Here is a 15483-nt window from a genome sequence, read left to right as displayed (position 1 = left end):
TCCCGGAAAGCCCCACCGACTCTTTCCAGGCTGCTTACTTTACCGACGAGACAAACTCAGGATAGGCTTCAATGCCACACTCTGAGGCATCCACGCCCTCATATTCTGCTTGCTCGCTAACACGGATACCCATCACCAGTTTAAGCACATACCAAACGATGAAACTGGTAGCAAATACCCAGACAAATATCGTCGCTGCACCAATCAACTGACCGCTGAAGCTGCTGTTACTGTTGGTTACGGGCACCAGTAACAGGCCTAATAACCCCACCACACCGTGTACCGAAATAGCACCCACAGGATCATCGATTTTCAGCTTATCCAGACCAATAATTGATGCTACAACCAACAGCCCACCAATCGCACCAAACAACGTCGCCTGCAGTGGCGTTGGTGTTGAAGGCTCAGCCGTGATTGCGACTAAACCCGCTAACGCCCCGTTTAGCGCCATGGTTAAGTCAGCTTTACGGAATAACACTACTGACAGTATTAATGCGGCAACGGCACCAGCAGCGGCGGCGGCATTGGTATTTAAAAAGACCACAGCTACGGCGTTGGCATTGCTGATATCACCCAGTTTAAGCACTGAGCCACCGTTAAAGCCGAACCAGCCCATCCACAGTACTAAGGTACCCAGTGTTGCCAGCGGCATATTGGCACCTGGAATTGCATTAATTTTACCGTCTTTGCCATATTTTCCTTTACGGGCACCCAGCAACAACACCCCAGCTAACGCCGCAGACGCACCTGCCATATGAACAATGCCAGAGCCGGCAAAATCAGAGAAACCTAAATCACCAAGGGTATATAATCCAAATACTGCGTTACCACCCCAGGTCCAGCTGCCTTCCATCGGGTAAATAACCCCGGTCATTACCACAGCGAAAGCCAGAAAGGCCCACAGTTTCATGCGCTCGGCTACTGCACCAGAGACAATTGACATGGCGGTTGCCACAAATACCACCTGAAAGAAAAAATCTGAGGCAGTTGAATATACCGCACCACCGGTAAAGCCATCTTCACGCTCAGTGAAACTGGTCAGGGTAGCATCCACATCGACCGCGTTGATGCCGCTTAAGAAAAACTCACCGCCATACATCAAGGCGTAGCCGCACACCATATACATAATGCAGGCTATCGAATATAACGCGACGTTTTTAGTCAGAATTTCTGTGGTGTTTTTCGAACGGACCAGGCCAGCTTCCAGCATAGAGAAGCCTGCGGCCATCCACATGACCAATACTCCGCAAATCAGGAAGTAAAAGGTGTCCATGGCATATTGTAGGTGAAAAATTTGTTCTTGCATGACAGGGCTCCTTATATCGCTTCAGCGTCGGCTTCGCCAGTACGGATCCGTACCGCACGTTCCAGCTCGTAAACAAAAATCTTACCGTCACCGATCCGGCCGGTATGGGCAGCTTGCTGAATTGCTTCGAGCAACCTATCGACCTGATCGTCCAATACGGCAATTTCCAATTTTACTTTTGGCAGGAAATCGACCTGATATTCAGCACCGCGATATAATTCGGTATGCCCTTTCTGACGGCCAAAGCCTTTTACTTCAGTTACCGTTAAACCTTCTACCCCAATGTCTGCAATAGCTTCGCGAACATCGTCCAGTTTAAACGGCTTGATGATGGCACAAACAAGCTTCATGATGGTTTCCTTATGTACTAATCTTCTGCGATTGCAACAAAGACAAGAAAACCTTGTGCCACTTTTATTATTTCAATGAATTACATGGACTTACATTGTTTAACCAACTTTTAGCAGTCGCAATCCGCCCCATGATGGTGCAGCCTTTCCCGCTGGCTGTGCAACAGCAATGCCGCCAGCGGACTGTTGCAGCCGGGACAATTACGACTATGCTTAATATCAGATAACAACGATATTCGTTGCCTCAGCACCCAAGGTTTTATTATGTACTTGGTTTTCAGACTATCTTGTTCATTGTTACCTGTTTTGCTGGCTCTGCTAACCTCGCCGCTTTGTGCAACATCAATTGTTGAGGTTCCGGCAGCCTCACGTTTTGCCAGAATTGATATTGGACAAGGGTTGTCGCAAACCACTGTCACCTCTCTCGCGCAGGACCATAGCGGCAATATCTGGATAGGCACTCAAAGTGGTCTGAATCGCTATGACGGTTTTGCGATCAAAGTTTTTCTGCCCGAACAGCAGTTGAGTCAGTCACTGAGCGATAACTTTATTACCTCGTTACTGGTTGATAAGCAGGGTATGCTCTGGGTCGGCACCCTGAATGGCTTAAACTACTTTAATCCGGTCACTGGCACCTGTGAAAACATCCGTCTGGCACAAAACGGCAGAGATACAGAGCCGCTGGTGCTGGCCCTGCATCTGGATAAACAGCAACAACTGTGGATTGGCACTAATCAGGGGCTTGCCATGTGGCATCAAGCTTCCCGCCAGGTTCATTGGTACGGTGATACCACGCGTTATATCACCGCAGTATCGGCCGATACTGCGGGTCAGTTATGGCTGGGCACACCACGCGGCTTGCTGCGCTTTGACCGCAATAGCGGGCAGTTTAGTTCAGCCAGTAATTTTCCGTTTCCTGATGCCTCCGTTATGACGTTGTACCATGATAAAACCGGCAGCTTGTGGGTCGGACTGGAACGGCAAGGGTTGCTGCTGCAGGAATCTACAGCTGATGGCTGGAGTAGACTTGAGATTACCAGTTACAACAATGATTTAAGCAGTAATGAAATCCGCAGCATCATCATGGACAATCAGGGTGATATCTGGGTAGGCACCCAGCATGGTTTAAGTCGCCTGACCCAGCAAAACGGGCGCTGGCAACAGCAGGTCTCATACCAGCACCAACGTAATAATCCGGCCAGTGTTGGCAATGGTAAAGTTACCGCCTTGCTGCAGGATAACGATGGCAGCATCTGGGTTGGTACCTGGAACGGCGGGGTATCCCGTCTTAATCTGGCAAATAATTTGTTTGTCAGTATCAGCCGTGACTTAGCCTTAATGGACAGCGCCAGGAACCCGGCGACGATAAGTCTGGCAAGCAGTGACAGTACAATCTGGACCGGAACGGCTGATGGTTTATTTACTCTGGATTTAACGACGGCAAGCTTTAATCTGGCCGACACCAGCAGCAAAGGCTTAACCTTCTTTTGCGCGCTCAAGCGCACTAACGAAATATGGTTTGGCCATGGTCAGGGGATAATTGCCGTGACAACGGCCAACGGTAATTACCGGCACGTATCATTACCCCCGGAGATGCCAGCTGGCCCGGTACGCCGGCTTTGGGACTCCGGCAGTCACTTGTGGCTGGCAATTGATCAATTTGGCCTGGTGATACTGGATGAAGCCAGTCAGCACATTGTTGCTCAATATCCGTTTAGCCGTGCCATTACCTTTATCAGGCCTGTTGGCCAGCATTACATGCTGGTGGGCTCTTATCAGGGGTTATCATGGTTTAATGCTAATGATGGTAGCCTGATTTATGAGCATCCCCTTGCATCAGGCGACGACGGCATGGTATTGACGCTGCCGTCAGCCCCGATGGCGTATTTGCAAAGCACTGATCATCGTCACTGGCTGGCAACCAATGGTACCGGTTTATTTGAATTAATGCTGCCAACATCGTTCGATAATCCAGCTAACGTCCGCTTCAGGCAATATGCAGAAGTGGATGGCTTAGCCAGTGGCCAGCTGAAAGCGGCAGAACTCGATCTGGCTGGCAATATCTGGTTAAGCACTGCGTACGGCATTTCAGTATTTAATCCCTTAACAAGCGGCTTTCGAAATTTTGGTTATCAGCATGGTACGCTACGCAGCGACTATATTAACGCTGCCAGCACGGTTATGGCCGATGGCACTATCGTTTTTGGGGGTATGGATGGTTTTACCCTTTTTCAACCACAGCAGGTGCTAAGCTATTCCGCCGGGGCGGTTGCCGTACCGGCCATTTTAGAAATTGAAGTAAATGGTCAGCCAGTCACCATGCCGGATGCAAAGTTAAACATTCCTGCCAGTGATAATCGTAGCTTTAGTGTGCGCTATTCCACCCGGGAGTTTATTGAAACGGCTCAGGTACAGTTTCAGTACCGGCTTGATCCGGTGACACCCGATTGGATCACCCAGCATGCCGCAGCACGCAGCGCCAGCTTTGAGCGGTTACCACCGGGTGATTATCAGTTCCGGTTACGGGCTGGTCTGGCGGAGTCTGGCTGGAGCGACGAAACCATCCTGAACATTAAGGTACAGCCTTTGTGGTGGGAAACCTGGTTGGCAAGAATTTTACTGGCTGCATTAGTGCTAACGCTGATGGTCGGCGTGCACAGGTTCCGGTTAAAGCATTTGCGCAAACAACAGGAAGAAATGGCCTGGCTGGTCGAACAACGTACCGACGCATTAAATGAACGCAGCCGTGCTCTGCAGGAGTCCAAAAACAAAGCCGAGCAAACTCTGGTGCAGCTTGAGTCAACGTTGAAAGAGCTGGTTCGCACCGAAAAAATGGCCGCGTTAGGTCAGTTGGTCGCCGGTGTGGCACATGAAGTTAACACGCCATTAGGGGTGGCATTAACAGCCAATAGTGTTGTTACCGAAGAAAGTCAGTTGTTACAGCAAAAACTGGCCAGCGGTAATATTCGCCGCCAGGAGCTGGATAACTATCTGAGTAAATTAGTCCAGGCAGGCCAGTTACTTGATAATAACCTGCAACGCGCTGCCCAGTTGGTAGCAAACTTTAAGCAGGTGTCGGTTGACCTTACGGCAGATAATCAACGACAGTTTAACCTGGCCAAATATCTGGATGAGTTGCTCGATAGTCTGAGTTTAATGTGGCGTAACAGGAAAATCACGCTGCAGATGCACTGCCCTGATAATATTGTGATGGACAGCTTTCCCGGCACTATTGGCCAGATTATTACCAACTTTACCCAGAATGCCGTAGTACATGGCTTTGCCAACCGTGACAGTGGCGAAATCACCATTAACTGCCGCCAGCAAAAAGATCAGATAGAAATACGCTTTGCTGACAATGGTGCTGGTATCAGCGGTGAGTATATCGAGCGAATTTTTGATCCCTTCTTTACTACTAACCGCCATCAGGGTGGCACCGGCCTGGGCTTACATATTGTATTTAATCTGATTACTCAGAAGCTCGGCGGCACCGTAAAAGTCAACAGCACTCCTGGCGAAGGCACTTGCTTTACCTTGCTGCTGCCATTAAAAGTCGCGGCAGATTAATCTTTTAGAAACTGCTGCCACTGGCGCAGCAATAGCAGAAAATCTTCCAGGCCACACTGGCTGTTCATCCCTTGCTGGTCCAGTTGTAAGTCATCTTCTGCCAAGGCTTGTAACTGGCCGGTCTGCTCATCAGCACTCTGGTAAAAAAGACTGTTGTGGCTTAGGGTTACTTCACCGTTTTCAACTTCCAGCAAAAATTCCCGCCCCTGATACTGCATACTTTGCCGGGGCGTTAATACGCTCAGTTGCTGTAACAGTGGCGTACAGGCATCTGCCTGCTGGCCAAATTCATCCAGCAAAAACCGGCCTAACACTTCATGTTCGCCAGCAAGCCGGATGCTGAACTGGCGGGTTGTGCGATCAAAAATAAAATCGTATTCCATTTTGTGATTCCAGGTTTAACTGGCAGCAAGCGGCGCCTGCATACTCTGCCGGGCTCGCCACAGTAACTCGAGCCTACGGCGCTCAGACACCCTGTGTCGCCCCAACAGAGCATCCAGGCCCGCTCCACTATAGTTATATTTCATCAATTATTGCATGCGAACTTTTCGTTGTTAATTAGCACCTATAAAAAAGGCCTGCAGCTGCAGGCCTTTAACACAATAGCGCTGATTACACCGCTTGCTGGATAATCACGTTATCTGCTTTTTTGGTGTACTGCTCCATGCGGTGGAAGTTCAGGTAACGGTAGGTATCGGCCGCGGTAGCGTCGATTTGCTTAGCGTATTCCAGATACTCAGCCACTGTCGGCAGTTTACCGATAATAGACGCCACTGCTGCCAGTTCTGCCGACGCTAAGTAGACGTTAGCGCCCTGACCTAAGCGGTTCGGGAAGTTACGGGTTGAGGTAGACACTACTGTTGAGTTCTCAGCTACCCGGGCCTGGTTACCCATACACAGTGAACAGCCTGGCATTTCAGTGCGGGCACCGACTTTACCGAATATGCTGTAGTAACCTTCTTCGGTTAACTGCGCCTGGTCCATCTTGGTTGGCGGCGCTATCCACAAGCGGGTTGGCAGCTGGCCTTTGTATTTATCCAGCAGCTTACCGGCAGCGCGGAAGTGACCGATGTTGGTCATACAGGAACCGATAAACACTTCGTCAATCTTGTCGCCAGCCACTTCAGACAGTAAACGTGCATCATCCGGATCGTTTGGCGCACACAGTACCGGCTCTTTAATATCGGCCAGATCAATTTCGATAATTTCACTGTATTCGGCATCAGCATCGGCTGACATCAGCTGCGGATCTTTTAACCAGGCCTGCATTGCCTGAATACGCCGCTCAATCGTGCGCACATCGCCGTAACCTTCAGAAATCATCCACTTTAACATGACGATGTTTGATTCCAGATACTCGGCAATAGAGGCATCTGACAGCTTGATCGTACAACCTGCCGCTGAACGTTCCGCAGAGGCATCAGACAATTCAAACGCCTGCTCTACCGTTAAATTTGGTAAACCTTCGATTTCCAGAATACGGCCAGAGAAAATGTTCTTCTTGCCTTTCTTATCAACCGTCAGTAAACCTTTCTGGATAGCAACGTACGGAATAGCATGCACTAAGTCTCGCAGGGTAATACCCGGCTGCATTTCACCTTTAAAGCGCACTAATACTGACTCTGGCATATCCAGCGGCATAACACCGGTTGCCGCAGCAAACGCCACTAAACCAGAACCGGCCGGGAACGAAATACCAATCGGGAAACGAGTGTGCGAGTCGCCACCGGTACCAACAGTATCAGGCAGCAACATCCGGTTTAACCAGCTGTGGATAATGCCATCGCCCGGACGCAGCGCTACGCCGCCACGGTTCATAATAAAGTCTGGCAGGGTGTGGTGGGTATCAACATCGACCGGCTTCGGATAAGCGGCGGTGTGGCAGAATGACTGCATGGTTAAATCGGCAGAGAAACCTAAACAGGCTAAATCTTTTAGCTCGTCGCGGGTCATCGGGCCGGTGGTATCTTGCGAGCCCACGGTCGTCATTTTCGGTTCACAGTAAGTGCCCGGCCGAATACCGGTTACACCGCACGCCTTACCGACCATTTTCTGAGCCAGGGTGAAGCCTTTGCCTGAATCGGTTTTTGGTAACGGCCGGCGGAACTTCTCTGACGGACCTTCGCCTAAAAATTCACGGGCGCGGTCAGTTAAACCACGGCCAATGATCAGCGGAATACGGCCACCGGCACGTACTTCGTCAATTAATACATCGGTGGCCAGGCTGAATTCTGCCAGTACTTCGTCAGTGCCATGACGGACAATTTTGCCTGCAAATGGCAGGATATCAATCACATCGCCCATTTCAAGGTTGTTTACATCGACTTCAATCGGTAAGGCACCTGAATCTTCCATGGTGTTAAAGAAGATAGGGGCAATTTTACCGCCTAATACAAAACCACCACCGCGCTTGTTTGGCACGTATGGAATATCATCACCCATAAACCACAGAACTGAGTTAGTGGCTGATTTACGAGATGAACCGGTACCCACTACATCGCCGACATAGGCAAGTGGAAAACCTTTTTTATTCAGCTCGTCTAACTGCTTAATCGGGCCAACGCTACCCGGCTGATCCGGGGTAATACCTTCACGGGCATTTTTCAGCATCGCTAACGCATGCAGCGGAATATCCGGCCGTGACCAGGCATCCGGTGCCGGTGATAAATCGTCAGTGTTGGTTTCGCCTGATACTTTAAAAACAGTAACCGTAATTTTTTCAGCCAGGGCCGGCTTATTTTCAAACCACTCAGCATCGGCCCAGCTTTGTACTACCTGCTTGGCATATTTATTACCGGCATCGGCTTTTTCGGTGACATCGTGAAACGCATCGAAAATCAGCAAAGTATGCGACAACGCTTTAGCCGCAATAGCCGCCAGCTTTTCGTTGTCCAGCAGGCTGATTAACGGCTCGATGTTGTAGCCACCCATCATGGTACCCAGCAGCTCGGTCGCGCGCTCAGCACTGATCAGGCTGCAGCTGGTTTCACCTTTGGCAACAGCAGCTAAGAAGCCCGCTTTCACATAAGCCGCTTCATCGACGCCAGGTGGTACCCGGTTGACCAGTAAATCAACTAAGGTGTCTTCTTCGCCTTTTGGCGGATTTTTTAACAGTTCAACTAAAGCGGCTACCTGCTCGGCATTGAGCGGCTTTGGCGGGATACCTTGCGCTGCGCGCTCGGCCACATGTTCGCGATATTGTTGTAGCACAGTATGATCCTCTTGGTCGTTGCCGGCAGTCTTGCTACTGCGGCGTCATTCTTAGAATGAATGGGCGCGATTATATGAAAATTCGGGTCAAATTGACATCGGGCCGTTAACCACGCCACTTATAGTGGGTATAAGCAGCATGAATATAAAAACTAATGTTCTGTATTTTTATTTATAGTGGTCAGACCTCGCTGACAACGAATCAAGTCTTGCAGCAGAGGTTAGAATCCCGAACTGGGCGCCACAGAGTGTCTGAGCAAATGCGCAAGCATTTGTGAGTTGCTGTGGCGAGCCAGGGCGGGAATTGTAACCGACAGCCTGAAACGAGCACTCGATTACTAAATTAAAAAGGCTGAGCAGTTGCGTGCTCAGCCTGTGTAGTCTAGCAGATTTTGACTACCAGATCTTTACGCGTTGCTCCGGCGCGATATACATCGCATCGCCTTCTTTAATATCAAAGGCCGTGTAAAACTCAGGAATGTTCGGCAACACGCCAATTACCCGGTAATGCGCCGGCGAGTGTGGCCCGGTGCTTAACTGGCGACGCAGCGCTTCTTCACGGAACTTGGTGCGCCATACCTGAGCCCAGCTGATAAAGAACCGCTGTTCACCGCTAAAACCGTCCATCACCGGCGCTTCTTTGCCTTCAAGCGATAATTTATACGCTTTCAGTGCTACCGTCATCCCGCCTAAATCACCGATGTTCTCGCCCAGTGCCACTGCACCGTTTACATTAACACCCGGTAGCGGTTCAAACTTATTGTACTGGCCAATTAGCTTAGCACCACGCGCCTGGAACTGGCCCTTATCCTGCTCTGTCCACCAGTTACGTAAGTTGCCATCACCATCGTATTTGGCTCCCTGATCATCAAAACCATGGCCAATTTCATGGCCGATAACCCCACCAATACCACCATAGTTTACCGCATCGTCTGCATCCATATTAAAGAACGGGGGTTGCAGAATAGCGGCCGGGAACACAATTTCGTTGTTTACCGGGTTATAGTACGCATTAACGGTTTGCGGGGTCATAAACCACTCGCCTTTATCGATTGGCTGGCCTAATTTCGCCACCATTTCGTCGTAACCATGGTGGCTGGCACGGATAAAGTTGCCAACTAAATCATCTGCTTTAATTTCTAAAGCCGAATAATCTTTCCACTTATCCGGATAACCGATTTTCGGGGTAAATTTACTCAGCTTATCCTGGGCTGCTACTTTAGTTTCTTCGGTCATCCATTCCAGCTCATTAATCGAGATTTCATAAGCCTTGATAATGTTAGCCACCAACTCTTCCATCCGTGCTTTGGCTTCTGGGGTAAAATGGCGCTCAACATACAACTTACCCGTCAGCTCGCCTAATACCTCGTCTGCCGCATCTACCCCTCGCTTCCAGCGTGGTTGTTGTTGCTCGGTACCACTTAAGGTGGTGCCATAGAAAGCAAAACGACGATCGGCAAAGTTGCTGCTCAGTTTATCGGCATAGCCATGAATGGTTTTCAGGCTTAAATAATCCTGCCAGCTTTGTAAGTCTGTTGCTGCAAATACGTTGGCAAAACCTTCGAAGTAGCTTGGCTGACGAACGATAATCTCGGTTACGTCTGCAAGTTTAACGTCACTGGCAAAAGCCGCCCAGTCAAAGCTACCCATGCTATTGTTCAGCGCTGAGGTTGCCATCTTGTTGTAGGTTTTATCGGCATTGCGGTTATCCAGCCTGGTCCAGTGGTGCTCGGCCAGCGCTTTTTCCAAAGCAAACACCCGCTCTGCAGCAGCGGCAGCATCAGCGTTGCCGGCCATGCTGAACATATCGGTTAAATAGGCTTTATAATCAGCAATCAGTTTTACTGACTTTTCGTCATCATTAAAATAATAATCACGATCTGGCAGGCCTAAGCCGCCCTGGCTAATATACACCGCGTATTCAGTTGAATTTTTTGCATCGTTATTGATAAACCAGCCAAAGGGGATAGCAATGCCATCGCGTTGCAGACGGGCAAATAACGCCGGCAATTGTTCTTTATTTTCCACCGAGCTAATGGCATCTAATTGCCCCTGCAGCGGACTTAGCCCCAGCTTCTCAATTGTTGCCTCGTCCATAAAGCTGTTGTAAAAGCTGCCCAGTTTTTGTTCATCCGAACCCGCTTTTAAATCACTGCGTGCCGACACTTCATCAATAATGGCTTTTACAGCTTGTTGCGAGTTATCGTTCAAAATATGAAACGAGCCATAAGACGCTTTATCAGCCGGAATATCGGTTTCTGCCAGCCATTTGCCGTTTACCGCTAAAAAGAAATCTTCACTGAATTTCGTTGCCGGATCGAAGTACTGGCTATCAACACCGGATACCGTTGGTGTTTTCACTTGTGCTGCTGCTTGCTGAGGGACTTTATCTGTTGCTGGTTCGCTGCAGGCACTTAAACCTAAAGCCAGCGCAACACTGGCAGCAATAATACTGATTTTTTTCATTAATATGTTCCTGAAATAACGAACTGCTTATACTAAGCGCTATTAAAATACGGGTCGGGCTACATTATCGCTGCTATCTTAGCGCTGCTGCAGAACAAAGCCAAATATCTGCCCAAAGCAAGTTGTAACAGAATATATATTGTCGTCTGGCTTGCTGTGGTTTGGCCATAAATTAGTTATTGGTGCAATTGTAACACTGTGGACTGCGAGGACAGCTGTTACCCCTGGCGCAAATTAGCTGAGCCGGTTTTTGCAGGCTGCGGGCAACCCAATTAATATTCAGAATATTGGCGACGCTGGTTAATGAAGTCTGAATAGCTTTCGGCACTCTGGCACCACCAACGCTATTAATGCATAACTGCTTTAATTCGCTGGCCATGGCATCGGCATCAACCCCTTGTGCCAGCAAAGCAGGATTAAGATCGATGCCAGCGCACAGCACATGATTGTTGCCTGCCAAATCATTAACTTTGGTCGATTCGCAGCAGTAAATCCGTGGTGTGCCATTCACATCAAGCAACGACAGCTGCGCACTACTGGCTACGCCGTCAACATCAAACATCCGAAACACGGCCCAATGCTGACAAGGGTCTTCTACCTGACGCATATTGCCCCAGGGCAAAGGTATGCCATTGCCTCGATACACCGCCTTTAGTTTGCCCGGGGTATACGCATCAAAATAATGCCAATGAGCATAAGGTGACACCGCCGTCATCCGTCGCATGGCCACAGAGGCAGATACACCCGCCTGCTGATGGCTGCTTATCTCATACCCTTGGCGGTCCAGTAACTGGCGAAAGGGTAACTTGGGGCATAGCAGGGCACCGGCAAAAAAGCTTGATTCAAAATCGCGCCAGGCATGCAGAATATCCTGCGGTTGAACATCTGTCGATTGTGACATCTCGTCATCGTGGGTGCCACCCACGGTCATGCTGCTTTTTACGCCATCTTTATTGTGCAGTACGGCATGGCCAATATGTACTGCCAGCTCGTACTTTAAGCGGGTGGGAAATTGCTGCAGCAAGCGGTTTAAATGCAAGGTGGCGGGCGGGGTAAAAAAAGAGGTTGAAACATTCTTCGACAACACACCCAGCTCATCCAACAGCTCTTTTGGCGGCGCGGTAAACCAGCTGATATTTAATCCTAACTGCTGCACAATTACCATCAATTCATCAACACTCAGTGGCATTCGTTTCTGACCAACTTCTTCAGCAGCCCTTTCTAACTCCGGAAAGTGGTTCTGATTATGTTCCTGATGCGCCCTAATCAGCAGTTGCGCAAACTGCTTACCGCTGGTGCCGGTTTGTGACAGCATTTCCGGAATAGCAATTTGCAAAATATCATTAGAAAATAAAAAACCCGGCTCCAGCGCCATGCCGCTAATACCGCCGCGACTGCCTTTTTGCGGGGTTAAATCCTGCCCTTCATCTTCACCATCTAAAAACCAGTCGATATCCTTTTGAAATACCTCGGCGATGACCTCCAGCATTTCAATACCCGGCGTACGCTTGCCGCGCTCTATCATCGACAAATACGACACCGACGGCGCCTGATCCGGGTTAACCCGGATACAGCGGGTGGACAAGTCTTCCATGGTTAAGTTATTGCGTTTTCTCAGGTTTCTTATTTTGGTTCCTAAGAAATGGGACTTTCTAAGCAGGCTTTTGTTTATTTTCATTTTGTAAAATTCACACTGTAAAATTTTTATTGTGAAATTATGCTGATTTTTAGCCTAGACTAGTTTTTAACCGATAGCAACAAGCTCATTAGGAACAGGAAAATAATGAAGTTGCACAGAGCACGGCTTGCAATTCCTGCCGTGCTCGCCACAGCAACTCGCTCCTGCTGGCGCATCCGCTCAGACACTCTGTGGCTGCGCCAACAGGATTCCAAGCCTGCTTTATGAGATTACCAATACCCGACAAAAACGAGGATAACAACATGACTACACTGGCCCCAACCCACAGCCAAAACACGCCAAACCAAACTGCCTGGATGGCGACCGAGCTTAGCGTTATTAATCAGCTGAACGAGCGTCATGTGAAGCAAATCAGGGATTACTCAAAAGGCTTTCTGGATAAAACTTTTCCGCTGGCCGAGGGCTCGCATAAAGATGTTATCTGCTACATGGTGTATTTCCAGCATTTGCTGGCATTTTTTGCCGATGGCAGCAAAAGTGGCCTGCAAAACCCGGCGCAGTTTGTCGCGCTAAGTGGTCACCGGGAAGCGCCTGAGTCACTGGTACTGGTCAATGACGGCCGCCACGTCGAGCTGGTACTGAACCGCCATGGCTGTAATGGTGAAAACGACTGTGCCGGTATTGATGATATTCAGCTGCAGGCTAAACAGTCTGACGAGCCGTGGTTCAGCATGTTAACCGGTAAACAGGTTAGCAGAGGTTGTCAGAGTGAAAAATGCTTTACCGCAAAAGACGGTGGGGCTTATCAGGCCTGATGCTATCTGGCGGACTTACTAGCGCGGCTGCAGCTGATATTTTTTCAGCAACTGCTGATATCGCTCACCGCGCTTAAATTTCGCCAGCGCCTGATTAAATTGTTCGCGCTGCGCAGCCGATATGCCATGTTCTTTGCCAAAAGCAAAAAACACTTCAACAGAATCCAGTGCTGGCTGCAACATGACAACTTTATCCCCAGCCTGCTGCAACAACGCAGAGTGACGGATAGTATTAGCCGATGCCATTATCAGCTTTACCCGTTTAGCCAGTAACATCTTAAACAACATATTATCAGACTCCACCAGATCAGCCCTGGCAAACTCCATTTCGTCCAGCAAACTGCCATAGGAGAACTGCCGCACCGTTGCTACCGGTTCTTCGCCCACACTGGCTAAGGTACCGTCGAATTTAAAGGGGCACGGATTGGCGCACAGCAGCACTATAGGATCAACCAGATAGCTTTCGTGGCTATATTCAAACTGCTGCATTCTGAGCGGCGTTTTGTAAAATACCGGGATCAGATCGGCTTTGCCTGTTTCAACATGGTTGACGACCCTGCTCCAGGGCAGGCGCTGAAACTCCAGCTGAATGGCAAGATCCGAGGCAATGTCGTGCAATGTTTCAACTGAAAAACCGGTCAGACTGTTATCCAGCACATAGTAGTAAGGCGGATAATCTTCGTCAGGTATGGCTACTCGCAACACCTGAGCATGCAGCTGAAAAAACATAAACAACAGGCAGCCCAGCAAAAACAGGCAGTGTAGTTTAATTACCCGTTTTGTTTTCAATATACTGGAAACGCCAGTAATCACGCGTTTAGCTCCCTGCATTAGCTATCAGCTAAATATAGCTAATGCTTCGCGAACCACAATGCTGCTTGTGTTAATAAAAATGGATTTAATTGGCCTGCTGAGGTAAATATATTTGGCGAGATAATAGTATCCGCACTTCAATCAAAATAATAAGAAGACAATAAATGGAAAAACCAACAAGTTACAAAAGTGTCGCCCAACAACGAAAAACAAAACTTCGACTTACGATTATCATCCTGACTATGGTAGCGCTATGCGCCGTGGCATGGTTAAAAGGACTCAGTTCGGAAAAAGCCGCCAGGCTGATTGCGTCACATCAGGTTGCTCAGGCCACCGTGCTAAGTTTGCAGCACAATCAGATTAAGGCAGGTAAAACCGATGAGCAGGACTACAAAAATATCTATAGCCTGCAGTATCAATTCACCGTAAATGGTGAAAGTTATCAGAAAACACTGCTGCTATCCGCTTATGACTATGAATCACTTCAGGGTATTGAGCAGATAGAGATCTGGTATTCCCCAGGCAACCCTGAACACAATTCAATTGAAAAAGATTTAAAAACAAAAGCCAGAAGCAGTAGTTTTACCTGGCGTCTTATTTCAGCTGCGCTTTTTGTGATCCCTGCCATGCTGTTCCTGTTTAAATTTGTCGCCTTCTTTTATATACGGGAACCTAAAGGCACCCTTCCAACCGGATTTTATACCGACAACAGCTGGTTAGATATTGAAGACAATTGCCTTGCAGAAATAGACAACAATACTTTGCGGGTGGCAAAGTTTGATAAGAAAAAAGTCGATAAAGTACAGGCGCTGTATCAATCAAATACGGCTTTTTCAGAGATTGTCTCTGCCGTTAAAGCAGAAGAAACGTTGATTCCGCTGACAAAAGTCACCTTACTTGAAAGTAAACATTATAAAGATGAGATAAGCCTGGAATGGCTGGATGGCGAGACTGAACACGATATACGGGTGCAGTTTCTCTCAGTCGCAGCGAAAGAGCATGCACTGGCACGCATTAGCAACTTGCTGCCCGGCGCGCTGGCGCACCGGATTACACCAAAAACCCGCGTACAATCGGCACTGGCCGGGGCCATAGGTGTAATTATTGGCACCTTGGTTATTGCAGCCGCCATACTTTACCAGTTTTCCGGCAAAAACCTGGATATCGTACTTTTTGCCCTTGGCTGTTTGATCATCTACTTTGCGTTGCCAAGTATGATCGCGAGACTGATAGATCCAACAGTCGTCACCTCCTGGTCAACTGAAACTGCCAGCTAAATATTTAACGCCTCCTCAGTGGTTTATGAGGAGGCTTCTT

10 protein-coding genes are annotated in these 15483 nt (G+C 48.8%); 3 read left to right on the top strand and 7 right to left on the bottom strand.

Translation table 11 applies throughout. The features are described 5' to 3' along the window. Positions 1-34: 34 nt before the first annotated feature. Positions 35-1306 (bottom strand): ammonium transporter, encoded by a 1272-nt coding sequence (locus B2Q61_RS05505; protein WP_290620311.1) that lies wholly within the window; start codon positions 1304-1306, stop codon positions 35-37. An 11-nt stretch (positions 1307-1317) separates the two neighbouring features. Then, positions 1318-1656 (bottom strand): P-II family nitrogen regulator, encoded by a 339-nt coding sequence (glnK, locus tag B2Q61_RS05500; protein ID WP_019675062.1) that lies wholly within the window; start codon positions 1654-1656, stop codon positions 1318-1320. 264 nt (positions 1657-1920) lie between these two features. Here glnK and B2Q61_RS05495 point away from each other — a divergent pair, with 264 nt between their 5' ends. Continuing rightward, positions 1921-5223: a sensor histidine kinase gene (locus B2Q61_RS05495; protein WP_290620309.1), complete on the top strand. Its 3303-nt coding sequence runs from the start codon at positions 1921-1923 to the stop codon at positions 5221-5223. Here the strand turns inward: B2Q61_RS05495 and B2Q61_RS05490 are convergent. The 4 genes from B2Q61_RS05490 to B2Q61_RS05475 form a co-directional block, all read right to left on the bottom strand. Then, entirely contained in the window at positions 5220-5606 is a 387-nt protein-coding gene (locus tag B2Q61_RS05490; protein WP_290620307.1) for a YacL family protein, read from the bottom strand. The genes B2Q61_RS05495 and B2Q61_RS05490 overlap by 4 nt on opposite strands. Before the next feature lie 229 nt (positions 5607-5835). Next, positions 5836-8433 carry a bifunctional aconitate hydratase 2/2-methylisocitrate dehydratase gene (gene acnB / locus B2Q61_RS05485; protein ID WP_290620305.1) on the bottom strand — a complete coding sequence of 866 codons (2598 nt, stop codon included), beginning with the start codon at positions 8431-8433 and terminating at the stop codon, positions 5836-5838. A gap of 396 nt (positions 8434-8829) precedes the next feature. Continuing rightward, on the bottom strand, positions 8830-10899 hold the full coding sequence (locus B2Q61_RS05480; protein ID WP_290620303.1) for a M13 family metallopeptidase: 2070 nt from the start codon (positions 10897-10899) through the stop codon (positions 8830-8832). Positions 10900-11071: 172 nt separating this feature from the next. After that, on the bottom strand, positions 11072-12577 hold the full coding sequence (locus B2Q61_RS05475) for a DUF3612 domain-containing protein (RefSeq protein WP_290620301.1): 1506 nt from the start codon (positions 12575-12577) through the stop codon (positions 11072-11074). A 263-nt stretch (positions 12578-12840) separates the two neighbouring features. Between B2Q61_RS05475 and B2Q61_RS05470 the strand changes: the two genes are divergently transcribed. Then, a complete protein-coding gene (locus tag B2Q61_RS05470; protein ID WP_290620298.1) occupies positions 12841-13353 on the top strand; it encodes a malate synthase in 513 nt (170 codons plus the stop codon). Positions 13354-13371: 18 nt separating this feature from the next. Here the strand turns inward: B2Q61_RS05470 and B2Q61_RS05465 are convergent, their stop codons facing one another. After that, positions 13372-14166 (bottom strand): substrate-binding periplasmic protein, encoded by a 795-nt coding sequence (locus B2Q61_RS05465; protein WP_290620296.1) that lies wholly within the window; start codon positions 14164-14166, stop codon positions 13372-13374. Between the two features lie 164 nt (positions 14167-14330). Between B2Q61_RS05465 and B2Q61_RS05460 the strand changes: the two genes are divergently transcribed. Then, the gene (locus B2Q61_RS05460; protein ID WP_290620294.1) at positions 14331-15443 is read left to right on the top strand and encodes a DUF3592 domain-containing protein; all 1113 of its coding nucleotides are present in this window, start codon (positions 14331-14333) and stop codon (positions 15441-15443) included. Positions 15444-15483 lie beyond the last annotated feature (40 nt).

This window comes from Arsukibacterium sp. UBA5043 (genome assembly GCA_002415085.1).
Classification (GTDB): Bacteria; Pseudomonadota; Gammaproteobacteria; order Enterobacterales; family Alteromonadaceae; genus Alishewanella.
Note: the sequence above shows the minus strand (reverse complement) of the source record. Positions and strands in the feature narration are given on the sequence as shown.